Source organism: Amycolatopsis iheyensis, assembly GCF_024703995.1.
Taxonomy (GTDB): domain Bacteria; phylum Actinomycetota; class Actinomycetes; order Mycobacteriales; family Pseudonocardiaceae; genus Amycolatopsis; species Amycolatopsis iheyensis.
Map to the genome: position 1 here is coordinate 99,179 of NZ_JAMXQV010000001.1, position 26,050 is coordinate 125,228.

Genomic DNA, 26,050 nt, shown 5'->3' on the forward strand with positions numbered 1-26,050 from the left:
TGCCCTAGAACAGGCCCAGGGCGTCTTTGGGGGGCTGGGGTGACGGTGGGGCGTCCTCATCCGTGATCGGCGTCGCCTTGCCCGCCAGTTTGCGCAGCTCCGCGCCGTGTACGCAGCTCGTCGGGAAAGGTGCCGAGGCCGCCCGCTGGGTCAGCTCCGCCGTCGGTAGCGGTGCCGCCGAGGCCGTGAACACCAGGTTGCCGAAGCGGCGGCCCTTCAGCACCGCCGGGTCCGCCAGCAGCAGCACCTCCGGGAACACCTCCCGCAGCGTCGCCAGCACGCGGCGGGCGAACGGCAGACCCGCGCCGTCCGTGATGTTCGCCAGGTAGATGCCCGGGGTGCGGAGGATGCGGGCGATCTCGGTCGTCGCCTCCCAGGTCGCCAGGCCGCCGGCCAGGGTTGCGCGCTCGAACGCGTCGACCACCACCAGGTCCGCGGTGTCGTCGCGGCGGGTCGCGAGCCCGGCTCGGCCGTCCGTCACCCGGACGCGCAGGCCCGGCACCCGCAGCCCCAGCTGCGCGCGGACCAGCTCGACCAGCTCGCCGTCGGCGTCGAACACCAGCTGCCGCGAGCCCGGCCGCGACGCGGCGACGTACCGCGGCAGCGTGCAGGCCGCGCCGCCGATGTGGAGCGCGTCCAGCGGCCCCGGCGGCAGGTGGTCGACGACGTCGCCGAAGCGCCGGACGTAGTCGAACTCCAGGTTGGCCGGGTCGTCGAGGTCGACGTACGACTGGGCGACGCCGTCGACCGACACCAGCCAGGCGTTGGCGCGGTCGGCGTCGCGGAGCAGCTCCGCCGTCCCGAACCGCACTGGGTACCGCCCGGGTACCGGACCAGGCTTTCGTCCTCGCGCCACGACCGGCGAGCCTAACTGTCGGACCCTGCCGGTACCCTCGCGACGTGGCTCTCGCGCTGTACCGCAAGTACCGTCCGGCGACGTTCGCCGAGGTAGTCGGTCAGGAGCATGTGACCGAACCCCTCCGCACGGCGTTGTCCGCCGGGCGGATCAACCATGCCTACCTGTTCTCCGGCCCGCGCGGCTGCGGCAAGACGTCGAGCGCGCGCATCATGGCCCGCTCGCTGAACTGCGCCAAGGGCCCGACCCCGGACCCGTGCGGCGAGTGCAACTCGTGCAAGGCGCTCGCGCCCGAAGGCCCGGGCAGCGTCGACGTCACGGAGCTCGACGCGGCGAGCCACGGTGGTGTCGACGACGCCCGCGAGCTGCGCGACAAGGCGTTCTACGCGCCGGCGGAGTCGCGCTACCGCGTGTTCATCATCGACGAGGCGCACATGGTCACCACGCAGGGCTTCAACGCCCTGCTGAAGATCGTGGAAGAGCCGCCCGAGCACGTCATCTTCATCTTCGCGACGACCGAGCCGGACAAGGTCCTCACGACGATCCGCTCGCGCACGCACCACTACCCGTTCCGGCTGATCCCGCCGAGCGCGATGCGCGACCTGCTGGAGCGCAACGTCGCGGCGGAGGGCGTCCAGGTCGAGCCGGCGGTGTACCCGCTGGTCATCCGCGCGGGCGGTGGTTCGGCGCGGGACACGCAGTCGGTGCTCGACCAGCTGCTCGCCGGCGCGGGCCCGGACGGCGTGTCGTACGGGCGCGCGGTGGCGCTGCTGGGCGTCACGGACGTCGCGCTGATCGACGACATGGTGGACGCGCTGTCGACCGAGGACGCGGCGACGGTGTTCAGCACGGTCGAGAAGCTCGCCGAGGCGGGCCACGACCCGCGCCGGTTCGCGACGGACCTGCTCGACCGGCTGCGCGACCTGGTGCTGCTGCGCGCGGTCCCGGACTCGGCGGGCGGGCTGGTGTCCGCGCCGGAGGAAGAGCTGTCGCGGATGGTCGCGCAGGCGGAACGCATCGGCCTGGCGACGCTTTCGCGCTACGCGGACATCGTCCACAATGGACTCCTGGAGATGCGCGGCGCGACTTCGCCGCGGCTGGTGCTCGAGCTGTTGTGCGCGCGGATGCTGCTGCCGTCGGTGACGGAGGCGGAGAAGGCCCTGGTGGCCCGCATCGAGCGCCTGGAACGCCGCGCGACGCTGGCCGGCGGCGGTGGCGCGCCCACGGAGGGCGGGGTGGAGCCACCGGTGCGAGCGGCACCGGAGCGGTTCTCCCGGCCCTCGCAGCGGCCGGCTTCGGCTGGTCCGGCGCCCGTTGCGGCGCCGGAGCCTGCTCAGGCCCCGCCCACGCAGGCCCCGCCAGCTCAGGCGGCTCCGGCCGCTCAGGCTCCGCCCGCACAGACGGTTCCGGCCGCTCAGGCGGCTTCGGCCGCTCAGGCGGCTCCGGCGGGCGACGGCGGCCGGGGTGGGCCGAGCGCGCCCGCCGCCCCGGCGGCCGCGGTCGCATCCGCCGAGCCCGCGGCCAAGCCTGCGGAAAGCGGTTGGGGAACTCCGCGCACGCCTGGTGGGGGCACGCCTGCTCCGGCCGGTGACGGTGGTTGGGGAACTCCGCGTACGCCGGGTGGGGGCACGCCTGCCCCGGCCGGTGACGGTGGTTGGGGAACTCCGCGTACGCCGGGTGGGGGCACGCCTGCCCCGGCGGCAGCCTCGAGCGGTGGCGCGGCCGAGGCGCCCGCCGCGTCCGGGGGGATGGATGCCGCCGCGATCCGGAACGTCTGGCCGCAGCTCATGACCGCCTTGCGCAAGTTCACCGGCGGCCGGAGCCTCGAGGCGATGCTGACGCAGGCGACCGTCGCCGAGGTCGAGGGGAACTCCGTCACCCTCACGCACAAGTCCGAGCCGCTGGCCCGCCGGCTGTCCGACCAGGACAACGCGCAGAAGATCGCCGGCGCGCTGACCGACGTCCTGGGCGGCGACTGGCGCGTCCGGTGCGTGCACGGCAACGCCCCCGCGGCGTCCGCGGCACGTCCCCAGCAGGCGGCCGCACCCGCGCCGGAGCGGTCCTTCACCCGGCAGTCGGCGACGGCCGCACCTGCGGCGCCACCGCCCGCCGCGCCGCCTGCGCGGCCCGCGACCCCGCCACCGGCGCGCCCCAAGGTCGCCACCAGCGAGCCGGACATCCCCCTGCCCCCGGAGCCGTCCGACGAGGACGACGACGACCTCTACAACGAGGACGCCAGCCCGGCCCCACCGCCACCCCCGCCCCCACCGGACCAGGACCCGGACGAGCTGGCCCGCAAGCTCATCTCCGACCACCTGGGCGCCCGCCCACTCGACTGACCCCGCCCTGAAGGGGCGGCTCGCGTACCTGGCCAGTCGGCTCACGCGCCCAGACGGTCGGCTCACGTACCTAGCCGGTCGGCTCACGTGCCTGGAGGGTCGGCTGGCGTACTCAGACGGTCGGCTCTCGCGCCTGGGGAGTCGGCTGGCGCGCCCGGACGGTCGGCTCACGTACCTGGGGAGTCGGCTGGCGCGCCCAGACGGTCGGCTCACGCGCCCGGGGAGTCGGCTGGCGTGCCCAAGCGGTCGGCTCACCGGCCGACCCTCCGGGTACGCGAGCCGACCCGCCAGGTGCGCGAGCCGACCCTCCAGGTACGCCGGCCGACCCGTTCAGGTGTGCGAGTGGGCCGGCGGGTCAGGAGGCCAGATAGGCCTCGATGGCCGCCGTGATGGCCGCCGCGAACGACTGTCTTCCCTCTGCGCTCGTCATGCGGGCCGCTTCCGTTGCGTTGCGCATGTTGCCGCACTCCACCAGCACCGACGGGCGCGTCGAAAGATTCAAGCCGCCGAGGTCCGAACGGGCCGACAGGCCGTCGCCGCCGATGTAGTTCGATGTGTTGAAGCCGTTCGTGCGCATCGTGTCGCGCACCGTCCGGGCCAGCCTCAGCGATGGCTCGCCCTGCGCCGCGTTCAGCGGTGGTGACGAATACGCCACGTGGAAGCCGTTCGCGCCCGCCGCCGTCGAGCCGTCGGCGTGGATCGAGACCACCGCGTCCGCGCTCGCGTCGTTGCCGATCGCCGCGCGGCGGTCGACGCAGGGGCCGACGCCCGAGTCGTTCTGTCGCGTGTAGACCACGCGGATTCCCTTGGCCGCCAACGCTTGTCCGACCCGCTGGGCGACGTCGAAGGTGAACGCGTGCTCGGGGTAGCCCGCGTTGGTGGCGGTGCCGGTCGTGTTGCACGGCTTGGTCTGCCCGCGCCCGGCCGGCACCTTCCGGTTGATCTCCGCCGGGTGCGCGCCGTTCCCGCCGTTGTGCCCGGGGTCCAGCACGACGACCTTCCCGGCCGCGGGCGTCGACGGCGGGGGAGCCGCCGGCGTGGAAGACGACGGCGTCACCGAAGCGGGGGACGGCGTGACCGTCCGGGTGACCACCGGGGCCGGAGCGGGCGCCGGAGCCGGCGAGCAGCCGGTGAGCAGCAGGGCACCGGCCGGCAGGAGGGAGGCAATCGCGCGTCGCACGGCGACCACGGTGCCACAGCCCGGCACCCGGCGTGGCGCGACTACCCTGGTGGACGACACAGTCGTGCAGAGAGGACCGAGTGCGATCATGGCCCAACCCGGCGGCGGCTTCGACCTTTCCCAGCTGATGCAGCAGGCGCAGCAGATGCAGCAGAAGCTCGTCGAGGCCCAGGAAGAACTGGCCAACACCGAGGTCACCGGCAGTGCCGGCGGCGGACTGGTTACCGCGACGGTGTCCGGTGACAGCCAGCTGAAGAGCCTGCAGATCGACCCGAAGGTGGTCGACCCGGACGACGTCGAGACGCTGTCCGACCTGGTCGTGGCCGCGGTGCGCGACGCGTCGGCGAACGCGCAGAAGCTCACCGAGCAGAAGCTCGGCCCGCTGGCCAACGGCCTCGGCGGCGGTGGCGGCGGCATGCCGGACCTCGGCGCGCTCGGCTTCGGCGGCTGACGAACTTGTACGAAGGTGTCGTCCAGGACCTGATCGACGAGCTCGGGCGGCTGCCCGGGGTCGGGCCGAAGAGCGCCCAGCGGATCGCGTTCCACCTGCTGGCCACCGACCCGGCCGACATCGCGCGGCTGCAGGACGTGCTCGGCAAGGTCAAGGAGGGCGTGCAGTTCTGCGAGGTGTGCGGCAACGTCTCCGAGCAGCAGAAGTGCCGCATCTGCCGCGACGAGCGCCGCGACCTCACGGTCATCTGCGTGGTCGAGGAGCCGAAGGACGTCCTGGCGGTCGAGCGCACGCGTGAGTTCAAGGGCCGTTACCACGTCCTGGGCGGCGCGCTCGACCCGTTGTCGGGCATCGGGCCGGAGCAGCTGCGGATGCGCGAGCTGCTCAAGCGCATCGGCGAGGCCGACATCAGCGAGATCATCATCGCGACGGACCCGAACACGGAAGGCGAAGCGACGGCGACGTACCTGGTGCGCATGCTGCGTGACTTCCCGGGCCTGAGCGTGACGCGGCTGGCGTCGGGCCTGCCGATGGGCGGTGACCTGGAGTTCGCGGACGAGCTGACGCTGGGCCGCGCGCTCTCGGGCCGCCGTGCCCTCTGACGGGGGAATCCGGACGCTCCTGCTGATCGGGCGGGCCCGGAAGGCGAAGCTGGTCGACATCCGGGAGTGCACCGAGCTGCCCGGCTGGAAGGCCTTCCTCGGCGACGGCGTGGTCGAGCTGACGGTGGGCGGGGTCGCGATCTTCGACGAGACCATCCACGTGGCGGTCGAGGGGCTGTGGAACGACCTCGCCGAGGTGGTGGCGCAGTACCGTGCGCAGGGGCACGCGGAAACCCGGTTGTGGGAGGGCTACGGCGCGCTCCGGCTCGAGCCCATCCCCGGCGGCCGGGCGCGGTTCACCCTGGCTTTCGACGACGGCACGAGCCGGCGCGGGGTCACCGGTGAGCAGGAGCTGCTCGCCGCGCTCACCGCGGGCGGGGTCGCGTTCTTCGAGAAGCTCGGCGAGCTCACCGGCGGCTTCCACGACCGGGCGATCGCCAAGCTCACCGGTCGAAACGGCGCAGGTCGTACCGGTCCATCAGCTTGATCACCTTGTTCGCGTACTCCGGGTCGGTGGCGTACTTCCGCGCCACCGCCCGGACGAACGCGTCCGGGTCGTCCCGCACCGGCAGGGCCGCCGCGTAGTTCGACGACGTCGTCAACAATCGGCCGTAATCGCGGAATGAATCGAAAACCGAGGCATACGAGCGGAAAAACGCATCCACCGGATGACACGGCGACGGAATGCACTCCGTTGTCGGGTAGGAAGCGCACCGCACCGCAATGGGCCCCGGGCTCGTCGGCGTCACGCACTTGAAGCCGAAATAATTCAGCTCGGCCGTCGACAGCTTGCTGCGTCCCCAGTTCGACTCCAGGATCGACTGCGCCACCGTCACCGACGCCGGGATGTCGTACGCCGCGTGGATCGCCTGGGCGATCGGGCCCGCCGAACCGACGTACTCCGCCTGGTAGCCCGCGTCGAGTGCGGCGTCGCGCACCGACGCCTGGTCGATCGGAGGGGTCACCAGCAGGACCGCCGCCAGTCCGATGTGGATCATGGCCGAACGGTGCCCGACCGCCGGTCACCCGGCGACCGGGATCACTCCAAAGAGGACCTCAGCAGTAGCCGAGCTGCGCCAGCGTGTCGACGATGATCTCGGACGGGTGGTACTTGTCCATCCAGGACTCGCCGCGCCGGTTCTGGTACGTGTCGAGGAAGTTCTGCAGCTTGTCGCCGCGCATCTCGGTCAGCACCACCGTCTCGCCCAGGTGCTGCGGCGTCTCGGTGCGCTCGCGGTGCACCGCGCAGGGCAGCCCGAGGTAGTAGCACTCCGCCGAAAGACCACCCGAGTCGGTGACGACGTACTCGGCGCGCGCCACCAGCGGGAGGAACTTCAGGTACCGCATCTTCGGCTGGACGATGAACTGGTCGTCGAAGATGTTCCCGATGCCCAGCGCGCGGATCTTCTCGCGCTCCGGCGCGCCCGCCATGTACAGGATCGGCATCTTGCGGCTCTGCTCGCGCAGGATCTCCAGCGCCTCGCGGTACTTGTCCGGGCGCGAGACCAGCTCGAAGCGGTGCAGCGTGGCGAGGCCGAACTTCTCCGGCAGGTTCGGCACGTCCAGCGGCCCGTTGATGGCCAGCCGCATGGCGTCGATCGCCGTGTTCGCCTCGGTGTCGACGACCACGCCGCGGGCGTGGCGCAGGTTGTTGACCTCACGCGCGCTCGGCGCGAAGTGCATGTCGACGATCTTCGCCGCGATCTTGCGGTTCAGCTCCTCCGGCAGCGGCGAGAGGATGCTGCCCGACCGCGCGCCCGCCTCGACGTGCCCGACGCGGGACTTGAGGATGCGCTTCCCGATCAGCGAGCCGTACGGCGTGGTGAACGTGTCGCCGTGCACCAGCACCAGCGGGGGACGGCCGTCTTCGTTGAGCGCGGCGCGCAGCTCGTGGCGGCGGCTCCAGGCGGTGCGCATGACCTGCGCGGCCCAGCCCGGCACCTGCGCCGGCGACTCGAGGTTGTGCGCCTTCTCCTCCGGCACCAGCCAGACGTCCGGCGCGGGCATGTCCAGGTCCGCGAGGACGTCCGCGACCTCGTCGACGTGCTGGGCGGTGAACCAGATCTTCGGCCGCATCCCGCGCTCGCGGATCCCGTGGTAGACGGGCGCGATCTTGATCAGTTCCGCGGTGGTGCCGAGAATGAAGGAAATCACCAGAGGAGCCCATTTCCGATCGGGTGCGGTGGCGTAAGGATACTGGCCGACCTGCCGCGGGGGCCGCCGGGTAGCCTCGGCCCGGTGAGTGCGAACCCGCTCCTCCCCTCGCTCAGCGTCGTGATCCCGGTCTACAACGAGCAGGACTGGATCGAACGCAGCGTCCGCGCGCTGCTCGCCTCGGCCGAGACGGCGAACTGGCCGATCGAGGTCGTGGTCGTCGACGACGGCAGCACGGACGCCACGCCGTCGCGGCTCGACGAGCTGCGCGAACGCCACGGCATCACGGTGCTCAGCCAGGCCAACTCCGGCCGCTTCGAGGCCCGGCGGGCGGGCATCGCCAAGGCGGGCGGGGAGCAGATCCTGCTGCTCGACAGCCGCGTGGTGGTGGACGACGGCTCGCTGACCTTCCTGCGCGACCAGCTGGTCGACCACCCGGAGCGGACGGTCTGGAACGGCCACGTCAACGTCGCCTCCGAGAACAACCCGTACGCCGGGTTCATGGCCGGCCTCGTGAAGATTCCGTGGCGCCGCTACTGCGCGGACCCGCGACTGATGTCGTTCGGCATCGAGGAGTTCGACCTCTTCCCGAAGGGCACCGGATTCTTCTCCGCCCCGCGCGGCGTTCTCGAAGCGGCTTCCGACGCTTTCGTCTCCCTGTTCGACGACGTCCGCTTCGCCAGTGACGACACCGGCGTCCTGCGCTGGATCGCCGAACGGCACCGCATCTTCCTGGCCCCGGACTTCTCCGCGACCTACCACGGGCGCGACAGCTTCAAGAAGTTCGCCGCGCAGGCCTACTTCCGCGGGACGACCTTCGTCGACTCCTACCTCGGCTCGCCCGGCCCGGCTCGCAACGGTCTGTTCGCCGCGTTCGGCGTCGGCCTGCTCGGCCTGGGCATCGCGGTCAAGCGCCCGAAGACGGCCGTCGCGCTCGCGGCGGCCGGGTCGGCCGCGGCCGGTGTGGCGGTGACGCGCTTCGGCGCGACGAACGCCGAAGCCAAGGCCGTCGCGAAGCTGGCCCCGGTGTTCGGCGCCGGCTTCGGCGCGGGCGCGGTCCGTGGCCTCGTCATGGCGCTGCGTGCCCGCCGGCGGCGAGACCGATGAGTGCACCGATGACCCACGAGTCCGGCGAGGCGGACGGGCGCAGCCTGGCGAAGGAAACCGGGCGGTCGGCCGGGAAGATCGGCGTCTCGCTGCTCGTCGCGATCGCGCTGGGCTACGTGCTGACGCTGGTCGCGACCCGCTGGCTCGGGCCGGAGAACAGCAAGGTCTACCTCTCGTTCTGGGGCATCCTGATGGGCCTCGGCAGCGCGCTGTCGCCGCTCGAGCAGGAGCTGTCCCGCCAGTCCGCGGTCGCCGCGCTCGACGGCGGCAGGGCCGGCAAGCCCGCGCTGCGCGCGCTGACCGTCGGCGCGGTGACCGTCGCCGTGGTCGCGGCGCTGACGATGGCCGTGCCGGTGCTGTCGGACCGGCTCTACGGCGGCAACACGACGCTGGGCGTCATCGTGCTGTGCGGGGCGATCTCGTTCGCCTGCCAGTTCGCCGCGCGCGGCCTGCTCGTCGGGCAGCAGCGGATCAAGCCGTACTCGGGCCTGGTCGTCGCCGAAGCCGCGGTCCGGGTGGTCGTGCTGCTCGGGATCGCCGCCGCCGGGCTCACCGGCGTGACGTCCTTCGCGATCGCGGCCGCCACCGGCTCGTTCGCCTGGCTGCTGTTCGTCAAGCCGGTCACCGGCCTGGTCGACCCGCACGCCGACGGCGAGGGCTGGGGCCCGGTGACCGCCCGGATCCTCGTGCTGCTGACCGGCGCGGCGCTGACCGCGAGCGTCATCACCGGCTACCCGGCGATGGTGAGCCTGCTCGCGCCGGGCGGGTCCGTGGCCGACGTCGGCGTCCTGTTCGCGACGCTCACCGTGTCGCGGGTGCCGCTGCTGCTGCTCTCGCCGCTGCAGGCGCTCGCCGTGCCGACGGTCGTGCGGCTCTCGGGCACCGAAGAGGGGCAGCACCGGCTGCGCAAGCTGCTCGCGGCCGGCGCGCTCGGCACGGTCGTGCTCGGTGTGGTCGGCGCGCTGGTCGGCTGGCTGATCGGGCCGTGGCTGGTCTCGCTGCTCTACGGTGCGGACTTCGTCGCCCAGGGCTGGTGGGTGGCGTGGATGGTGTGGGGTGCGGTGCTGCTCACGGCGTTGCAGCTGATGACGGCCGTGCTCGTGGCCCGCAAAGAGGCGAACAAGGTGCTCCTCACCTGGGCCGTGGTCGCGGTCGCCACCGCGGCGACGCTGCTGCTCGTGCCCGGTGACCCGATCCTCAAGGCGGTCGCCGGCCTGGCCGGTGGCCCCACGCTGGGGCTGCTCGTGGTGTTGATGTTCGTGTTGCGACGGCCGGGCAACGTGCAGCCCGCTTCGGACGTCCCAGTAGGGTGACCCCGGCCGGACCCGGGACAGGTCGGCGCGCGGCGCCGGTGAGGTTGGACAGCGGAATACCATGAACGTACTTCTGGTCGTGCTCGCCTTCTGGCTGCCGGGCCTCGTCTTCGGGGCGGCGGTGCGGCTGCGCGGCTGGCTGCTCGCCGCGGTCGCGCCGCTGCTGACCTTCGGCATCGTCAGCCTGGGCGTACCGGTGCTCGGCGGCCTCGGCATCCGCTGGACCACCCTCGACGTCGCCCTCTGGACGCTCGTGCTGTCCGCGGTCGGCTTCGGGCTCGCCCACCTCGTCCAGCGGTTCACCGCCCGGCGGCACCCGGACTGGGCCGAGAAGGACGCCGCCGCGGCCGCGCCGCCCCGCACGCTGCGCCAGCACCTGCTGATCGGCGCCGGCGTCGCGGCCGGCAGCCTGGTCGGCGTCGTCACGTTCCTGCGCGGCGCCCGCGGCCTGAACCAGGTCCAGCAGGGCTGGGACGCACCCTTCCACGCCAACCTCGTGCGCTGGATCGCCGAGCACGGCGACGCCCGACCCTCGACGGTCGGCACCATCGCGAACCTGCCGAACCAGACGAACTACTTCTACCCGGACACCTACCACGCCCTGCTCGCGCTGGTCTTCGACAAGGCCGGCCTGGCGATGATGCCGACGCTGAACATGGCGGCGCTCACGGTGGTCCTGTGCGTGCCCATCGGCGTCGCGGCGCTGTGCCACGTCTGGCGGATGCCGCCGCTCGCGGTCGCCGCGGCCGCCGCGGTGTCGGCGTCGTTCACCACCTTCCCGTACGACTCGCTCTGGCGCGGCCCGCTGTGGCCCTACGTCGCCGGGGTGGCGATGATCCCGGCCGCGCTCGCGCTGGCCCGCCTGCTGCTGGAGCCGCGCGGGATCGCCGGCCCGGTCGCGATCGGCCTCGGCGTCGCCGGCCTGATCGGGCTGCACACCAGCGTCGCGTTCGTCGTCGTCGTGTACTTCCTGCTGATCCTGCTCGCCGTGCTGTTCCGGCTCGAGCGGATCGACTGGCGCCGGTCGGCGCCCTCGCTCGTCGCGACGATCGTGCTGGCCGTGGTCTGCGGGCTGCCGCTCGCCCTGCCCTCGCTGTACAACGCCGGTGGCGTGACGAGCGCGTTCTGGGCGTCGGAGGCGACGGTGAGCGGCGGGCTCGGCGAGACCCTCACCTTCTCGCCGATGGCCGCCTTCCCGCAGTGGTGGATCGGCGTGCCCGCGCTGATCGGCATCGGCCTGCTGGTGCGGCACCGCCGGATGCTGTGGATGGTCGGCGCCTACGTCGTGCTCGGCGTGCTGTTCATGTTCACGGTGTCGATCGAGTCGCCGCTCATCCACACGCTCACCGGCGTCTTCTACAACGACCACTACCGGATCGGCGCGCTCCTGCCGCTGGCCGGCGCGGTCGCGTTCGGCGAGTTCACCGACACCGCGGCCCGCTGGTTCGCGCGCAAGGCCGGCGGCCGGCTGCCGAACGTCGCGCCGGCGACGCTCACCGCGGTCGGCGTCGTGCTGCTGGTCGTCGTGGTCGGCGGCCTGAGCCGCGGCGGGTACGTCGGCCGCAACGCCGCCCGGCTGCAGCTCAACTACAGCGGCGGGCCCACGGTCAGCAACGACGAGCGCGAGGCGTTCAGCTGGCTCGCTGCGCACACCGCGCCCGGTGAGCACGTCATGAACGGCAAGGCCGACGGCTCGGTCTGGATGTACGCGCTCGACGGCGTCCAGCCGGTCGAATGGACCTTCTACGGCGCCGAGCCGGACACCCCGGCCGGCTACCTCAGCGTGTACCTCAACGACATCGACAAGTACCCGCACGTGCGCGAGCTGCTCACCGACCTCAAGGTCCGGTACGTGTTCGTCGGCAAGGGCATGGTCACCAAGGACACGAAGAGCGGCGTCGGTCTCGACCACCTCGAATCGGGCACCGGCTTCAAGCTCGTCTTCCGCAACCCCGGCGCGTCCGTCTACGAGATCGAGGGCCAGCAGGGCGTCGTCACCTCCGGTGCGGCGATCGGGTCCGCGGCCGGTGACGGCCAGTGAAAGGCTAGAGTGATCGCGTGTCCAGCACCTCCGTGACCAGCCGCCGCGTGCTCATCGTGATGCCCGCGTTGAACGAGTCCGCGAGCGTCGCTTCGGTCATCGAGCAGGTGAAACGTGCTCTGCCGGGCGGCGATCTGCTGGTCGTCGACGACGGCTCGGTCGACGACACCGCCAAGCTCGCCCGCGCGGCCGGCGCCGAGGTGGCGCGCCTCGCGGTGAACCTCGGGGTCGGCGGGGCGATGCGCACCGGCTTCCGCTACGCCGCCGCCCGCGGCTACGACGTCGTCGTGCAGGTGGACGCGGACGGTCAGCACGACCCCGAAGAGCTCGACGCGCTGCTGCGCGGCCTCGACGACGCGGACATCGTGATCGGCTCGCGGTTCGCGGGCAAGGGCTCCTACAAGGCGAGCGGGCCGCGCAAGTACGCGATGGTCGCGCTCTCGCTCGTGTTCTCGCGGCTGGGGAAGACCAAGCTCACCGACGTCACGTCGGGGTTCAAGGCGATGGGCCCGCGGGCGATCCGGTTGTTCGCCGGTTACTACCCGGCGGAGTACCTCGGGGACACCGTGGAGTCCCTGGTGATGGCCATCCGGGCCAAGCTGACCATCAAGGAGATCCCGGTCGTCATGCGGGAGCGCGCGGGCGGCACGCCCAGCCACTCACCCGTCAAGTCGGCCGTCTACCTGGGCCGGGCCGGGCTCGCGCTGCTGCTGGCGCTCGTGCGCCGCCGGCCCGCGGTCGACTCGTCCGACTCGGCGTAAGGGGAAGCAGAAATGCAGGGTTGGCGCATCCTCAGCCTCGTTGTCGCCTGTGTCGTGCTGTTCGTCGTCCTCGAGATGATGCGGCGGCGCAAGCTGCGGGAGAAGTACGCGGGCGTGTGGCTCGTCGTCGCGGTCGGCGTCGTCGTCCTCGCGGTGCTGCCGCAGGCGGCCGACTTCCTGGCCACGCACACCGGCGTCCAGACGCCGTCGAACTTCGTCTTCCTCCTGGCCGGCGTCGTGCTGGCCCTGGTGTCGCTGCACCTGTCCACCGAGGTCGGGCACCTGGAAGAAGAGGTGCGCACGTCGGTCGAGGAGACCGCGTTGCTGCGCTGCGAGCTCGAGGACACCCGGCGCGAGCTGGAGCGCCGGATCGCCGAGCTGGAGAAGCGGACGTCGGCGCCGGACGACGTCAAAGGGCTGCCCGAGGTCGAGCGCGTCAGCAAGTGACGGCTTGATCGACACGCTGCTGGCCGCCCCCGCCCGGCTGGGTGCGGTGCGGCTGCTGGCCGTCGACGGCCCGTCGGGCGCGGGGAAGTCCACGCACGCCGCCCGGATCGTGGCCGGGCTGCGGGCCCGCGGGTGCCGCACCGAGCTGGTCAGCACCGACGCCTTCGCGACGTGGGACGACCCGGTCGCGTGGTGGCCGAAGCTCGTCGAAGGCGTCCTGGAGCCCCTGGCGGCCGGCCGCGACGGCGCCTACCGGCGAATGGACTGGTCCACCGGGGCGCCGCGGCCCGGCGTCGTGGTCCGGGTGCCCGTGCCCGACGTCCTGGTGCTGGAGGGCGTCTCGAGCGGCCGGACTTCGGCAAGACCCCTGCTTTCCCACCTCTGCTGGGTCTCCGGCGGCACCGAGGCCGAACGGCTGACCCGGTCGGTGGCGCGGGACGGCGAGACGGCCAGGGCGGAACTGAGCCGCTGGCAACGGTTCGAGCGCGGCTGGTTCGCCGTGGACGGCACCCCCGAGGCCGCCGGCACCCGACTTTCGTAGGGAACCGAGCGGTCACCCTCCGTGAGAGTGACCCCATGGATCGATCAAGTCCCCAAGGGGCGGCCAACACTAGTGGCCCAACGTTGGTACCGCCATTTGAGTCATGGATCCGGCACCAAGCGGAGTGGTACGCCACAAATGGTCACATTCTGTCGTGATTTACGGACACATTGCGGTCAAATCGGTGCCCACGTAGCGCGATCGTAACCTCACGTACTTAAGTGCGGGCCGAGTTCCCGCTAGTGTCGGCGGGCACACCGATCGTCCGTCGGATTCCTGACCGACCGGACGGTGACTTAGAACCCGAACATCTCCCAAGGGGTGCCAGATGCAGCAATTGCGGCTGACCCGAACACGCCGCGTGGCCCTGATCGGGCTCGCCGGCGCGCTCGCGGTTTCGCTGTCCGCCTGTGCGGAATCCAAGCGTGACGAGGGCGCCGGGGGTGGTTCCGGAGGCACGATGATCTTCGGCGCGGCCGGCAACCCGAAGATGTTCGACCCGGCGTTCAACGACGAGGGCGAAACCTTCCGGATCACGCGGCAGATCTACGACACGCTGATCCAGAACAAGCCGGGCACCGCCGACCTCGAGCCGTCCCTCGCCGAGAAGTGGGACCCGAGCAACGACGGCAAGACCTGGACGTTCACCCTCAAGTCCGGCGTGAAGTTCTCCGACGGCACCCCGATGGACGCCACCGCGGTCTGCTTCAACTTCGACCGCTGGTTCAACATGAAGGGCGCCGCCGCCCAGAGCCAGATGATCTACTACGGCGACGTCTTCGAGGGCTTCGCCAAGAACGAGGGCGACGCCACCGGCTCGCCGGTCTACAAGAGCTGCGAGGCGAAGGACCCGACGACCGCGGTCCTGAACCTCAACAAGGCCAAGGGCGCGTTCCCGTCGGCGTTCACGCTGCCGTCGTTCGCCATCCAGAGCCCGGCGGCGCTCAAGGCGCACAACGCCGACCAGGTCACCCAGAGCGGCGACTCGTTCACCTACAGCGAGTACGCGAACAAGTTCCCGGTCGGCACCGGCCCGTTCAAGTTCGAGAGCTGGGACCAGGCCAAGGGTGAGATCACCCTGGTCAAGAACGACACCAGCCCGACGCCGGCGAAGCTCGACAAGCTGATCTTCAAGGTCATCCCGGACGAGAACGCCCGCAAGCAGGCGCTCAAGGCCGGCGACATCAACGGCTACGACTACCCGAACCCGGCGGACTACGGCCTGCTGCGCAACGACGGCGAGCAGGTCCTCATCCGCCCGTCGTTCAACGTGCTGTACCTGGGCATCAACCAGGCCAACAACCCGAAGCTCCAGGACGTCAAGGTCCGCCAGGCGCTGGCCTACGGCGTCAACCGCGAGCAGTTCGTGAAGTCGAAGCTGGCCGAGGGTTCCGAGGTCGCGACCGAGTTCGTGCCCAAGGTCATCTCGGGCTACACCGACGACGTCACCAAGTACCCGTACGACCCGGAGAAGGCCAAGCAGCTCCTCAAGGAAGCCGGCGCGGAGAACCTCACCCTGAAGTTCTACTACCCGACCGAGGTCACCCGGCCGTACATGCCGAACCCGGCGGACACCTTCACGGCGATCTCCGAGGACCTGAAGAACATCGGCATCAAGATCGAGACGCACGCCGAGCCGTGGAACGGTGGCTACAAGGACGACGTGCAGAAGGCCGGTAAGCAGGACCTCCACCTGCTCGGCTGGACCGGTGACTACAACGACGCCGGCAACTTCGTCGGCACGTTCTTCGGCCGTGAGAAGAAGGAATTCGGCTTCAACAACCCGCAGCTGTTCCAGGCTCTGGCCGCCGCCGACGCTTCGCCCGCCGGCGACGCGCACGCCAAGGCGTACCAGGACGTGAACAAGCAGATCATGGAGTACCTCCCGGCGATCCCGATCGCGTACCCGACGCCGGCCATCGTGGTCGGCCCGAAGGTCAAGGGTCTGGTGGCGAGCCCGCTCACCGACGAGCGTTTCAACACCGTGACCGTGAGCTGATCGAAGGCTCTCAGCCAAAGGCAGGGGGTGGGTGCTACCGCACCCACCCCCTGCGCCTGATCCCGGGCTGGCACCAAAGGACTGCAAGTGCTTCGTTTCCTCGTGCGTCGGTTGCTACAAGCGATCCCGACGCTCTTCATCCTGTCCATCCTGATCTTCGCCTGGCTCCGGTCTCTGCCCGGTGGTCCCGCCGCAGCGCTGCTGGGGGACAAGGCCACGCCGGAGAAGGTCGCCGACCTCAACCACATCCTCGGCCTCGACCAGCCGATCATCGTGCAGTACTTCGGGTTCCTCGGCCGGGCGTTCACCGGCGACTTCGGCAACTCGCTGGTGTCGACCCAGCCCGTCATGGGCGAGATCATCACGTTCCTGCCGGCGACCATCGAGCTCGGCCTGAGCGCGATGATCATCGCGATCATCATCGGCATCCCGGCCGGCTACCTCTCCGCGCGCTACCGCGGCGGAGCCGTTGACAACGGTGTCATCGTGCTCAGCCTGATCGGTGTCGCGGTGCCGGTGTTCTTCCTCGGCTACATGATGCAGGACATCCTGGCCGCGCCGCTGGGCCTGCCGTCGCAGGGCCGCCAAGCCGCGGGCCTCGACGCCACGGCGATCACGAACTTCGCGATCCTCGACGGCATCATGACGGGTGAGTGGGACGCCGTCTGGGACGCGATCAAGCACCTGATCCTGCCCGCGTTCGCGCTCGCCACCATCCCGCTCGCGGTGATCACCCGGATCACCCGCGCGTCAGTGCTCGACGTCCTCAACGAGGACTTCATCCGCACGGCCAACTCCAAGGGCCTGACCCAGCAGGTGGTCCGCACCCGGCACGTCCTGCGCAACGGCCTGCTGCCGGTGGTCACCACCATCGGCCTGCAGACCGGCGCGCTGCTCGGCGGCGCGGTGCTGACCGAGCGGGTGTTCAACTTCCGCGGTCTCGGTTTCCTGCTGGCCGAAGGCATCGAACGGCGTGACTACCCCCGGTTGCAGGCGCTCCTGCTGTTCGGGGCCGTGGTGTACGTGCTGGTGAACATGCTGGTCGACATCTCGTACGGGATCATCGACCCGAGGGTGCGTGTGCGATGAACACTCTGCTGAACAAGAAGAAGGAACCGATCGACAAGCTCGCCGCGGCGAGCGGGCGCAGCCTCGGCGGGGAAGCGTTCCGCCGCATGCTGCGCAGCCCGGTCGCGATCACCGGTGGCGTCATCACCGGGCTGTTCCTGCTCCTGGCGATCTTCGCGCCGCTGCTGGCCCCCAAGGACCCGCTCGACCGCGCGTTGCAGGACCAGGTCCAGCTGGGCCGGGGCATCATCCCCGGTGCGATGCCCGGTTACCCGCTCGGTGTCGACGACTTCGGCCGCGACTTCCTGTCCCGGCTCATCGTCGGCGCCCAGCAGACGCTGCTCGTCGGCGTGCTGGCCACGGTGATCGGCGTGCTCATCGGCGTCATCATCGGTGGCGTCGCGGGTGCCTTCGGCGGCTGGGTCGACACCGTCCTCATGCGACTCGTCGACGTCATGCTGTCGTTCCCGTCGCTGCTGCTGGCCATCTCGATCGCGGCGCTGTTCGCGAAGCCGAGCCAGTGGACGGTCATCCTGGCCGTGTCGATGGTCGGCGTGCCGATCTTCGCCCGGCTGCTGCGCGGGTCCATGCTCGTCCAGCGGGACGCCGACCACGTGCTGGCGGCGACGTCCCTGGGCGTGAAACGCGGGACGATCGTGTTCCGGCACATGCTGCCGAACTCGCTCGGCCCGGTCATCGTGCAGGCGACGCTGACCCTGGCGACGTCGATCCTGGAGGCCGCGGCGCTGTCGTTCCTCGGCCTGGGCGACCCGGACCCGTCGCGGGCGGAGTGGGGACTGATGCTGGGCAAGGCCTCGCGCCAGTTCCTCGACATCCGCCCCGAGCTCGCGTACTACCCGGCGATCGCGATCATCGTGGTGGCACTCGGGTTCACGCTGCTCGGCGAGTCCCTGCGTGAAGCCCTCGACCCGAAGAACAGGCGGTGAGGTCCTGATGGCACTCCTTGAAGTCCGTGATCTCACGGTCGACTTCGTGCGCCGCGGCGAACGGCCGTTCACCGCGGTCGACGGCGTCAGCTTCGACGTCGAGCCCGGCCAGACGGTCGGCCTGGTCGGCGAGTCCGGCTGCGGCAAGTCCGTGACGTCGCTGGCGATCATGCGGTTGCTGGCCCGGCGCGGCAACAAGGTCAGCGGCTCGGTGCGCTTCGAAGGCACCGACCTGCTCAAGCTGTCCGACAAGGACATGCGCGACCGCCGGGGCCGTGACCTCGGCATGGTGTTCCAGGACCCGCTGTCCTCGCTGAACCCGGTCATCCCGATCGGGCTGCAGATCACCGAGGTGCTGGAGCGCCACCGCGGCATGGCGCGCAAGGCGGCGTCCGTCGAAGCGACGGACCTGCTCGACAAGGTCGGCATCCCCGACCCGTCGCGGCGGCTTTCCGAGTACCCGCACCAGCTTTCCGGCGGGATGCGGCAGCGCGCGCTGATCGCGATCGCGCTGGCGTGCCGGCCGCGGCTGCTCATCGCCGACGAGCCGACCACGGCCCTGGACGTCACCATCCAGGCGCAGATCCTGGCGCTGCTGCGGGAACTGGTGCAGGACACCGGCACCGCGCTGATCATGATCACGCACGACCTCGGTGTCGTCGCGGGGCTCTGCGACGAGGTCAACGTGCTCTACGGCGGCAAGATCGTCGAGCGGGCGCAGCGGCACCAGCTCTTCGCCGAGCCGCGGCACCCGTACACCCACGGCCTGCTCGCTTCGATCCCGCGGCTCGACGCGGGCCGCGGCGAGAAGCTGGTCCCCATCAGGGGATCGGTGGCCGACAACATCCCGTGGCACGGCGGCTGCGCGTTCGCGCCGCGCTGTCCCAACGCGCTGCAGGTCTGCCGCGAGGTCCAGCCGCAGCTGGTGCCCGAGCAGGGCACCCTGCTGCGTTGTCACAACCCCGTGCGGCCGACGGTCGCGGCGGGAGGAGGAGCCCGATGACCCGTCCCGCTGGTGACGTGCTGCTCGAGGTCGACGACCTCAAGGTGCACTTCCCGATCAAGAGCGGCGTCGTGATCGACCGGACGGTCGGGCACGTGTTCGCGGTCGACGGCGTCGACCTGGCCATCCGCCGCGGGGAGACCTACGGCCTGGTGGGCGAGTCCGGCTGCGGCAAGTCCACGCTGGGCCGGGCGATCCTGCGGCTCAACGAGCCGACGTCCGGTTCGGTGAAGTTCGACGGCACCGACGTCGCGAAGCTCAAGGGAGAAGAGCTGCGGAAGGCCCGGCGCCGGATGCAGATGATCTTCCAGGACCCGATGTCCAGCCTGGACCCGCGCCAGTCGGTCGAGTCCATCCTGCTCGAGGGCATGCACGCGCACGGCCTCGACAAGGACAAGGAGGCCACCCAGCGGCGGCTGCGGCAGCTGCTGGCCGCGGTCGGCCTGCCGGAGACGTCGCTGCGGAAGTACCCGCACGAGTTCTCGGGCGGGCAGCGCCAGCGCATCGGCATCGCGCGGGCGCTGGCGGTGGAGCCGGACCTGATCGTCGCCGACGAGCCGGTGTCCGCATTGGACGTTTCGGTGCAGGCCCAGGTGGTGAACCTGCTGGAGGACCTGCAGGACCAGCTGGGGCTCACCTACGTCGTGATCGCGCACGACCTCGCGGTGGTGCGGCACATCTCCGACCGCATCGGCGTGATGTACCTGGGTGCGCTGGTCGAGGAGACCGACGCGGACTCGCTGTACCGGGACCCGCTGCACCCGTACACACGGGCGCTGCTGTCGGCCATCCCGGTGCCGGACCCGCAGGTCGAGGACACCCGCGAGCAGATCCTGCTCGCCGGTGACCTGCCCTCGCCGGCCAACCCGCCGTCGGGCTGCCGCTTCCACACGCGGTGCCCGTGGCGGCAGGAGAGCCTGTGCGACACCGACCGCCCGCAGCTGCGCGAGATCGGCAGCGGGCACCGGGTGGCGTGCCACTACGCGGAGGACATCCGCGACGGGCGCATCCAGCCGCACGAGGTCAAGCCGGAGCTGGTGGAGCTCACCGGGGCGCTGAACCCCGACCTGGGCCCGCCGGACGTCGGCACGTCCGCCGAGATCCTCTGAGGGCGGTGGCCGGCCGGGAGACTTCTCCCGGCCGGCCATTCCTCTTTCAGGGCTTGAGATCGACGGCGGCGCGCATCGTGGCGTCCATGTGGAACGGCGTCGAGTCGTGGACGTGGGTGATCCGCCAGTCGCCGTCGACCTTCCGGAAGCCGAGCGTGGAGCGGAACCACAGCTCGAACTTCTCCGGCATCCCCTTCGGCGTCGCCGAGAGCCGCGTGAGCGCGTGGCAGTACGCGAGGTCCTCGCCGACGGTGATCGCGAGGTCCCGCGTCGAGTACTCGATGGGCCCGTCGAAGCCGGCGAACCAGGCCTCCCGCGCGGCGACGTCTTCGCCGTGGTGGACCAGCGGCGGGGCCAGGGTGAACGCGACGGCGTCGGGCGCGTACTGCGCGGCCAGCGCCTCGGCGTCCCGCGCGGTCATCGCCTTCGCGCGCGCCGCCATGATTTCGCGAATCCGGTGCTCGGTCATGCCATCCTCCTGGGGTGCGGTGTCTTTCGAAGGGGACGTAGGCGCCGCCATCCGGATTTCGACATCCCGCGGGAGGCGTTCGTGAAATACGTGGTCCTGATCTACGGCAACCCCGAGTCGCGCCAGGCGTGGGCGGGCATGACCGAGGCGCAGCGCGCGGCGGGGCTGGCGTACTACCAGCAGCTCAACGACGACCTCGACGCGTCCGGCGAGCGGATCGTGTCGGAGCGGCTGGCCTTCCCGGAGCTGACGAAGCGGATCAGCGCCGGGTCGCTGACCACCGACGGGCCGTTCGCCGAGGCCAAGGAGTTCCTCGCCGGCTTCTACCTGCTCGACTGCGAGACCGAGGACCGCGCGCTCGAGATCGCCGCCCGGATCCCGGAGGCGGCGTTCGGCGCGGTCGAGGTGCGCCCGGTGATGGGGCTGCACGGGCCGGAGCTGTGAACCCGGAGCTCCTTCGGTCGCTGGCGCCCCAGGTCCTGGCGGCGCTCGTCCGCCGCTACGGCGACTTCGAGTCCTGCGAGGACGCCGTCCAGGAGGCCCTGCTGGCCGCGGCCACGCAATGGCCGGCGGGCCTCCCGGACAACCCGAAGGGATGGCTGATCACGACGGCGTCCCGGCGACGCATCGAGCAGCTGCGCAGCGACACCGCGCGGCAACGGCGTGAGGAGTTGGTGGCGTCCATGGAGCCGCCGGACGCGACGCCGGTCTCCGCAGTGGACGACACGCTGACGTTGCTGGGGTTGTGCTGCCACCCGTCGCTTTCGCGGCCTTCGCAGGTGGCTTTGACACTGCGCGCGGTGGGCGGCCTGACGACGGCGGAGATCGCCCGCGCGTTCCTCGTCCCGGAGGCGACGATCGGCCAGCGCATCAGCCGGGCGAAGCGTTCGCTGCGGGGCGAGCGGTTCGTGCCGCCGGACTCGCCGGCGGCGGTGCAGCAGGTGCTGTACCTGATCTTCACGGAGGGCCACACGGCCAGCTCGGGGTCGGCGCTGAACCGCGTCGAGCTGACGACTGAAGCGATTCGCTTGGTGCGGCAGCTCCGCGCGTCGCTGCCTTCGGACGGTGAGGTCGCGGGGCTGCTGGCGTTGATGCTGCTGACGGAGGCCCGCCGGCCGGCGCGGGTCTCTTCGTCCGGGGCGCTGGTGCCGCTGGCCGAGCAGGACCGGTCGCTGTGGCACGCGGAGCTCATCGCGGAGGGGGTCTCGCTGATCACTTCGTCGCTCGCGGCCGCACCGGTGGGGCCGTACCAGCTGCAGGCGGCGATCGCGGCGGTCCACGACGAGGCGGCTTCGGCGGCGGAGACGGACTGGGTCCAGATCCTCACGTTGTACGACCTGTTGCGGGTCGTGGCGCCCGGGCCGATGGTGACGCTGAACCGGGTGGTGGCGTTCGCGCAGGTCCACGGGGCCGCGGCGGGGCTGGCTGAGCTGGCCGCGGTGGATCCGGCGTTGGCATCACACCATCGGGTGGCCGCGGTCCGGGCGCACCTGCTCGAGCTTTCGGGGGACTCCGCCGGGGCCCGGGAGGCTTATCTGGTCGCGGCGGCGCGGACGTTGAGCCTGCCGGAGCAGAGCTATCTGCAGGCCCGGGCGCAGCAGTTGTCCACATGAGGATGAACCCTGTGGACAACTCTGTGGAGCGCTGACGCCCAACCTGCGGGAGGATCAACGGCATGCAGGTCACCGTGCTGGGAGCGACAGGCAGAACCGGGATCCACGTCGTCCGCATGCTCGCCGCGCGGGGGCACACCGTTCGCGCTGGGCTGCGGAGCCGGAAACGGGCCGAAGTCCTCCAGGGCCTCGATGTGCGGCCCGTCGTCGCCGATGTCACCGCCGACCCGGACGACCTCGTCGAGGCCTTCAAGAACTCCGACGTCGTCGTCAACACGATCGGTGCGCCGGATCCCGAGCCCGAGTCCGTCAACCTCGTCGACCGGGACGGCGGCATCACCGCCATCCGCGCCGCCGAAAAAGCCGGTGTGCCCCGGTTCGTCCAGCTTTCCGCGCAGTTCGCCGACTCACCCGATCAGGGGGACCGGCTCGTGCGGTCGATCCTGTTCGCCAAGCAGGTCTCCGACAGCGTCCTCCGGAAATCCGCCCTGACCTGGACCATCGTCCGGCCCGGGACGCTCACCGACGAGCCCGGCACCGGCCGCGTCAAGGCCGCCAGGCACCTCGAACCCGGGCGGATCGCCCGCGCGGACGTCGCCGCCGTGCTGGTCGGGGTGCTCGCCGAACCGCTCACCGAAAACCGCGGTTTCGACGTCGTTTCCGGGGATTTCCCGGTTGCGCCCGCCCTCGCCGTCCTGGACTGACCCCGACTTAAGTCGTACCCGGGGCAATACCTGAGTAGGCCGCCCCGGGCGCACCGGCCCCGGTACTCTGCGGAAAGCGGATTCCGAAACAGCAGGGGGTACGGGCAGTGCACGTCGACCAATGGCTGCAGGCGATCCCGCCGCTCTCGGTCTACCTGATCGTCGGCGCGGTGATCATGATCGAGAGCCTCGGCATTCCCTTGCCCGGCGAGATCGTGCTGGTCAGCGCGGCCTTGCTGGCGTCGCAGCACGACACGCTGAATCCGTTGTGGATCGGCGTCCTGGCCAGTGCCGGCGCCATCATCGGCGACAGCATCGGTTATCTGATCGGGAAGACCGGCGGGCAGCGGTTGTTCGCGTGGGCCGGCCGGAAATTCCCGAAGCATTTCGGTCCGACGCACCTCGCCAACGCGGAACGGATCTTCGACAAACGCGGCGTGTGGGCCGTCTTCCTCGGCCGCTTCATCGCCTTCCTGCGGATCCTCGCCGGCCCGCTCGCCGGGTCGCTGCGCATGCACTACCCGAAGTTCCTGCTGGCGAACGCGGCGGGCGGCATCGTCTGGGCGGGCGGCACCACCGCGCTCGTCTACTACCTCGGGGTCGTCGCCGAAGAGTGGCTCGGCAACTTCTCCAAGTACGGCCTGGTCGCCGCGATCGTGCTCGGCGTCGTGGTCTTCTTCGTGATGAAGAAGCGCCTCGGCAAGAAGCACGAAAGCGAAGAAGAGACGCCGAAGCAGGAAGAGAACGCGGCCTAGACCGGCACTTCCTCGGGCAGCAGCTCCGGCTCGGGCTTGCGCGTGGTCCGCAGCGACCCGAGCAGCACGCCGCCGATCACGACCAGCGCCGCGACGATCTCCAGCGTGGTCGGCCGCTCGCCGAGGAACAGGAACGACGCCGTCAGCCCGACCACCGGCACCAGCAGCGAAAACGGCGAGACGACGCCGGCCGGGTTGCGCCGCATCAACGTCGTCCACACGCCGGATCCGACGACGGTGCCGATCAGCACGACGTAGGCCAAGCCGCCGAGCGCGGTCAGCCCGGTCGGGGTGCCCAGCGTCGTCAGCGAGTGCCACTGCGCGGCCGGGCCCTCCATGACCAGCGACAGCGCGAACATCGGCAGCGGCGGCACGACCGACATCCACAGCGTGAAGTGCAGCGGGTTGTCCGGCTCGGCCTTGCGCGTGCTGAGGTTGCCGAACGCCCAGCTCAGCGCGGCCAGCAGGGTCAGGATCACCGGCAGCAGCGCGGCGTGCCCGGACTGCTGCCACGCGATCGCGGCCATGCCGGCGACGGCCAGCGCGATGCCGGCCAGCTGGTGCCGAGTGACGCGTTCACGCAGGAAGACGGCGCCGAGCAGCACCGTGAACGGCGCCGACGCCTGCAGCACCAGCGACGCGAGCCCGGTCGGCATCCCGGTGTCCATCGCGATGAACAGGAACGCGAACTGCCCGGTGCCGAAACCGAGGCCGTAGCCGAGCAGGTGCCGCACCTTCACCTTCGGCCACGGCACGAACAGGATCGTCGGCACGGCGATCACGGCGAACCGCAGCGCGCCCGCGAACACCGGGGGGAACTGGCCGAGCGTGGCGTGGATGGCGAGGAAGTTCAGGCCCCAGAGGACGGCGACGAGCACGGCGAGCAGGCGGTCACGAGCGGGCATGCCTCCACTCTGACGTCGGCGACCGTGAAGGACCAGCGAGAATAACTGCAGGGACCTTGTAGCCGTGCTTCACATATGCTGGCCGCATGGACCTGGGCCGCCTGCGCACGCTGCGGGAGTTCGCCGACCGCGGGAGCGTGACCGCCGCCGCGCGGGCACTGCACTGCACGCCGTCCGCCGTTTCGCAGCAGCTGCGTGCCTTGCAGGGTGAAGTCGGCCTGCCGCTCACCGAGCCCGCCGGGCGGGGGCTGCGGCTCACCGACGCCGGGCGTGCGCTCGTCGCCCGGGCCGATGAGGTGCTCGCCGCCCTCGATCGCGCCGAGTCCGAGCTCGACACCTACCGCAGCGCGCCGCGCGGCCGGGTGCGGATCGCGATCTTCCAGTCGGCCGGGCTGATGCTGCTGCCGGGCCTGCTGACCCGGGTGGCCGGGTACGACGGCCTGCAGGTCGACGTCCGGGACGTCGACATGACGCCACCGGAAGTGCCCGGCCTGGTCGCCGACTACGACGTCGTCGTCGCGCACCGCGACGAGCACGCGCCCGAGTTCGACCACGACCGCCTCGACGTCGTGCCGCTGCTGCGCGAGCCGCTCGACGTCGCGCTGCCGGTCGGGCACCGGCTGGCGGCCAAGCGGCGCGTGGACCTGGCGGAGCTGGCCGACGAACGCTGGATCGGCGTCGACCACGGCTTCCCGGTGGACGACGTGCTGCGCTCGCTGACCGTCCGCACCGGCGTGCGGCCGGTGGTGGTCCAGCGGATCAACGACTTCCGGATCACCGAGCGCCTGGTCGCGGCCGGCCACGGGATCGCGCTGGTCCCGCGCTACACGATCGACACGCGCCGGGGCAGCGGCCTGGTCAGCCGGCCGCTGGCGGGCATCCGCGCCGCGCGGCTGGTGGAGGCGGTCTGCCGGACGGGGGCGCTGCAGCGCCCGGCCGTCGCCAAGGTGATCGACGAGCTGCGCGCGGAGGTCGCCCAGCTCACCGCCTCGTGAGTGGTTAGGGCGGTTCTAACCGCCCTAACCACTCACGAGCGGAAGCCGCGCAGGTAGGTGAGGGCGATGCCCAGCGCGTCCTCCAGTGCCGTGAGGTCGTGCCGGATGTGGGCCAGCAGCAGTCCACCTTGGACAGACGTCATCGCGGCCTGCGCCAGCCGCGCCGGGTCGGCGTCCGCGGCCAGCTCTCCCTTGTCCTGCAAGGTTTTCAGGCCACGCACCAGGTGCGACTCCCACGTCCGGTAGGCCTGGTCGACCAGCGGCGCCAGCTTCGGGTTGTCCCCCACCTCGCCGGCGAGGTTGCCCAGCGGGCAGGCGATCGGGCCGCCCGCCCGGCGGTGGACGTCCAGCAGCTGCTCGGTCCACGTCTCGAGGTCGGCCCAGGAGGTCAGGTCGAAGATCGCGGGCTGGTTGCCGAGGATCTGCTCGAGGTAGCGGTCGATCACGGCCTCGACCAGCTGTTCCTTGTTCTTGAAGTAGTGGTACATCTGCGATTTCCCGGCCCCGCTCGCGGCGAGCACCTTGTCGACGCTCGTGCCCGCGACGCCGTCGACGTACATCAGCGCGGCCGCCGCGTCGACGATCGCCTCGCGGGTCCGCTTGCCGCGCGGGGTCGAAGCCGCTTGCGTCTCCATGTACTGAATAGTACAGTTCGAGCCACTGTACCGATCAGTACAACGAGTTTGGGGGA

General features: G+C 71.0%; 27 protein-coding genes. 20 read left to right on the forward strand and 7 right to left on the reverse strand.

Annotation, left to right across the window (positions count from 1 at the left end; all coding sequences use genetic code 11):
- Nucleotides 1–4: 4 nt before the first annotated feature.
- Nucleotides 5–811: a spermidine synthase gene (locus tag M8542_RS00560; protein ID WP_257917955.1), complete on the reverse strand. Its 807-nt coding sequence runs from the start codon at nucleotides 809–811 to the stop codon at nucleotides 5–7.
- Nucleotides 812–900: 89 nt separating this feature from the next.
- On the opposite strand from M8542_RS00560, the gene M8542_RS00565 reads away from it, so the two are divergent.
- Entirely contained in the window at nucleotides 901–3,195 is a 2,295-nt protein-coding gene (locus M8542_RS00565; RefSeq protein WP_257917956.1) for a DNA polymerase III subunit gamma and tau, read from the forward strand.
- Nucleotides 3,196–3,550: 355 nt separating this feature from the next.
- On the opposite strand, the gene M8542_RS00570 is transcribed toward M8542_RS00565, so the two are convergent.
- Nucleotides 3,551–4,384, reverse strand: coding sequence for an N-acetylmuramoyl-L-alanine amidase (locus M8542_RS00570; protein ID WP_257917957.1), 834 nt, complete (start codon nucleotides 4,382–4,384; stop codon nucleotides 3,551–3,553).
- 79 nt (nucleotides 4,385–4,463) lie between these two features.
- Between M8542_RS00570 and M8542_RS00575 the strand changes: the two genes are divergently transcribed.
- The 3 genes from M8542_RS00575 to M8542_RS00585 are packed head-to-tail and all read left to right on the forward strand — an operon-like array spanning nucleotide 4,464 to nucleotide 5,915.
- Nucleotides 4,464–4,826 carry a YbaB/EbfC family nucleoid-associated protein gene (locus tag M8542_RS00575; protein ID WP_257917958.1) on the forward strand — a complete coding sequence of 121 codons (363 nt, stop codon included), beginning with the start codon at nucleotides 4,464–4,466 and terminating at the stop codon, nucleotides 4,824–4,826.
- A 5-nt stretch (nucleotides 4,827–4,831) separates the two neighbouring features.
- A complete protein-coding gene (recR, locus tag M8542_RS00580) occupies nucleotides 4,832–5,428 on the forward strand; it encodes a recombination mediator RecR (protein WP_257917959.1) in 597 nt (198 codons plus the stop codon).
- Nucleotides 5,418–5,915 carry a hypothetical protein gene (locus tag M8542_RS00585; RefSeq protein WP_257917960.1) on the forward strand — a complete coding sequence of 166 codons (498 nt, stop codon included), beginning with the start codon at nucleotides 5,418–5,420 and terminating at the stop codon, nucleotides 5,913–5,915. The genes recR and M8542_RS00585 overlap by 11 nt, the downstream gene beginning before the upstream one ends.
- On the opposite strand, the gene M8542_RS00590 is transcribed toward M8542_RS00585, so the two are convergent.
- Together M8542_RS00590 and M8542_RS00595 are read right to left on the reverse strand one after the other, a co-directional pair.
- The gene (locus M8542_RS00590; RefSeq protein WP_257917961.1) at nucleotides 5,872–6,426 is read right to left on the reverse strand and encodes a glucosaminidase domain-containing protein; all 555 of its coding nucleotides are present in this window, start codon (nucleotides 6,424–6,426) and stop codon (nucleotides 5,872–5,874) included. The two genes, M8542_RS00585 and M8542_RS00590, sit on opposite strands and share 44 nt — an antisense overlap.
- A 58-nt stretch (nucleotides 6,427–6,484) precedes the next feature.
- A complete protein-coding gene (locus M8542_RS00595) occupies nucleotides 6,485–7,582 on the reverse strand; it encodes a UDP-N-acetylglucosamine 2-epimerase (RefSeq protein WP_257917962.1) in 1,098 nt (365 codons plus the stop codon).
- A gap of 84 nt (nucleotides 7,583–7,666) precedes the next feature.
- Between M8542_RS00595 and M8542_RS00600 the strand changes: the two genes are divergently transcribed.
- From M8542_RS00600 to M8542_RS00650, 11 genes are all read left to right on the forward strand, one after another.
- On the forward strand, nucleotides 7,667–8,689 hold the full coding sequence (locus M8542_RS00600) for a glycosyltransferase family 2 protein (RefSeq protein ID WP_257917963.1): 1,023 nt from the start codon (nucleotides 7,667–7,669) through the stop codon (nucleotides 8,687–8,689).
- Between the two features lie 8 nt (nucleotides 8,690–8,697).
- On the forward strand, nucleotides 8,698–10,002 hold the full coding sequence (locus M8542_RS00605; protein WP_257917964.1) for a polysaccharide biosynthesis protein: 1,305 nt from the start codon (nucleotides 8,698–8,700) through the stop codon (nucleotides 10,000–10,002).
- A gap of 61 nt (nucleotides 10,003–10,063) precedes the next feature.
- Complete coding sequence (locus M8542_RS00610; RefSeq protein ID WP_257917965.1) at nucleotides 10,064–12,043, forward strand: DUF6541 family protein; 1,980 nt, start codon at nucleotides 10,064–10,066, stop codon at nucleotides 12,041–12,043.
- Nucleotides 12,044–12,102: 59 nt separating this feature from the next.
- Nucleotides 12,103–12,804 (forward strand): glycosyltransferase family 2 protein, encoded by a 702-nt coding sequence (locus M8542_RS00615; RefSeq protein ID WP_372508466.1) that lies wholly within the window; start codon nucleotides 12,103–12,105, stop codon nucleotides 12,802–12,804.
- Between the two features lie 12 nt (nucleotides 12,805–12,816).
- The gene (locus M8542_RS00620; protein WP_257917967.1) at nucleotides 12,817–13,251 is read left to right on the forward strand and encodes a DUF2304 domain-containing protein; all 435 of its coding nucleotides are present in this window, start codon (nucleotides 12,817–12,819) and stop codon (nucleotides 13,249–13,251) included.
- A gap of 4 nt (nucleotides 13,252–13,255) precedes the next feature.
- On the forward strand, nucleotides 13,256–13,792 hold the full coding sequence (locus M8542_RS00625) for a uridine kinase family protein (protein ID WP_257917968.1): 537 nt from the start codon (nucleotides 13,256–13,258) through the stop codon (nucleotides 13,790–13,792).
- Between the two features lie 328 nt (nucleotides 13,793–14,120).
- Nucleotides 14,121–15,791, forward strand: a complete 1,671-nt coding sequence (locus tag M8542_RS00630) for an ABC transporter substrate-binding protein (RefSeq protein WP_257917969.1) — start codon at nucleotides 14,121–14,123, stop codon at nucleotides 15,789–15,791.
- A gap of 87 nt (nucleotides 15,792–15,878) precedes the next feature.
- Nucleotides 15,879–16,880: an ABC transporter permease gene (locus tag M8542_RS00635; RefSeq protein WP_257917970.1), complete on the forward strand. Its 1,002-nt coding sequence runs from the start codon at nucleotides 15,879–15,881 to the stop codon at nucleotides 16,878–16,880.
- Entirely contained in the window at nucleotides 16,877–17,806 is a 930-nt protein-coding gene (locus M8542_RS00640) for an ABC transporter permease (RefSeq protein WP_257917971.1), read from the forward strand. The genes M8542_RS00635 and M8542_RS00640 overlap by 4 nt, the downstream gene beginning before the upstream one ends.
- A 7-nt stretch (nucleotides 17,807–17,813) precedes the next feature.
- Nucleotides 17,814–18,809 (forward strand): ABC transporter ATP-binding protein, encoded by a 996-nt coding sequence (locus tag M8542_RS00645; protein ID WP_257917972.1) that lies wholly within the window; start codon nucleotides 17,814–17,816, stop codon nucleotides 18,807–18,809.
- The gene (locus tag M8542_RS00650) at nucleotides 18,806–19,918 is read left to right on the forward strand and encodes an ABC transporter ATP-binding protein (RefSeq protein ID WP_257917973.1); all 1,113 of its coding nucleotides are present in this window, start codon (nucleotides 18,806–18,808) and stop codon (nucleotides 19,916–19,918) included. Before M8542_RS00645 ends, M8542_RS00650 begins: the two co-directional genes overlap by 4 nt.
- A 46-nt stretch (nucleotides 19,919–19,964) precedes the next feature.
- Here M8542_RS00650 and M8542_RS00655 read toward each other — a convergent pair whose 3' ends face one another.
- Nucleotides 19,965–20,387, reverse strand: coding sequence for a YybH family protein (locus M8542_RS00655; protein ID WP_257917974.1), 423 nt, complete (start codon nucleotides 20,385–20,387; stop codon nucleotides 19,965–19,967).
- An 81-nt stretch (nucleotides 20,388–20,468) separates the two neighbouring features.
- On the opposite strand from M8542_RS00655, the gene M8542_RS00660 reads away from it, so the two are divergent.
- From M8542_RS00660 to M8542_RS00675, 4 genes are all read left to right on the forward strand, one after another.
- Nucleotides 20,469–20,831, forward strand: coding sequence for a YciI family protein (locus M8542_RS00660; protein WP_257917975.1), 363 nt, complete (start codon nucleotides 20,469–20,471; stop codon nucleotides 20,829–20,831).
- On the forward strand, nucleotides 20,828–22,000 hold the full coding sequence (locus tag M8542_RS00665; RefSeq protein WP_257917976.1) for an RNA polymerase sigma factor: 1,173 nt from the start codon (nucleotides 20,828–20,830) through the stop codon (nucleotides 21,998–22,000). Before M8542_RS00660 ends, M8542_RS00665 begins: the two co-directional genes overlap by 4 nt.
- Before the next feature lie 62 nt (nucleotides 22,001–22,062).
- Nucleotides 22,063–22,704 (forward strand): SDR family oxidoreductase, encoded by a 642-nt coding sequence (locus tag M8542_RS00670; protein ID WP_257917977.1) that lies wholly within the window; start codon nucleotides 22,063–22,065, stop codon nucleotides 22,702–22,704.
- A gap of 107 nt (nucleotides 22,705–22,811) precedes the next feature.
- Nucleotides 22,812–23,459 carry a DedA family protein gene (locus M8542_RS00675; RefSeq protein WP_257917978.1) on the forward strand — a complete coding sequence of 216 codons (648 nt, stop codon included), beginning with the start codon at nucleotides 22,812–22,814 and terminating at the stop codon, nucleotides 23,457–23,459.
- On the opposite strand, the gene M8542_RS00680 is transcribed toward M8542_RS00675, so the two are convergent.
- Nucleotides 23,456–24,364: an EamA family transporter gene (locus M8542_RS00680; RefSeq protein WP_257917979.1), complete on the reverse strand. Its 909-nt coding sequence runs from the start codon at nucleotides 24,362–24,364 to the stop codon at nucleotides 23,456–23,458. The two genes, M8542_RS00675 and M8542_RS00680, sit on opposite strands and share 4 nt — an antisense overlap.
- A gap of 86 nt (nucleotides 24,365–24,450) precedes the next feature.
- Here M8542_RS00680 and M8542_RS00685 point away from each other — a divergent pair, with 86 nt between their 5' ends.
- The gene (locus M8542_RS00685; protein ID WP_257917980.1) at nucleotides 24,451–25,359 is read left to right on the forward strand and encodes a LysR family transcriptional regulator; all 909 of its coding nucleotides are present in this window, start codon (nucleotides 24,451–24,453) and stop codon (nucleotides 25,357–25,359) included.
- A gap of 32 nt (nucleotides 25,360–25,391) precedes the next feature.
- Here M8542_RS00685 and M8542_RS00690 read toward each other — a convergent pair whose 3' ends face one another.
- On the reverse strand, nucleotides 25,392–25,994 hold the full coding sequence (locus M8542_RS00690; protein WP_257917981.1) for a TetR/AcrR family transcriptional regulator: 603 nt from the start codon (nucleotides 25,992–25,994) through the stop codon (nucleotides 25,392–25,394).
- Between the last annotated feature and the right edge of the window lie 56 nt (nucleotides 25,995–26,050).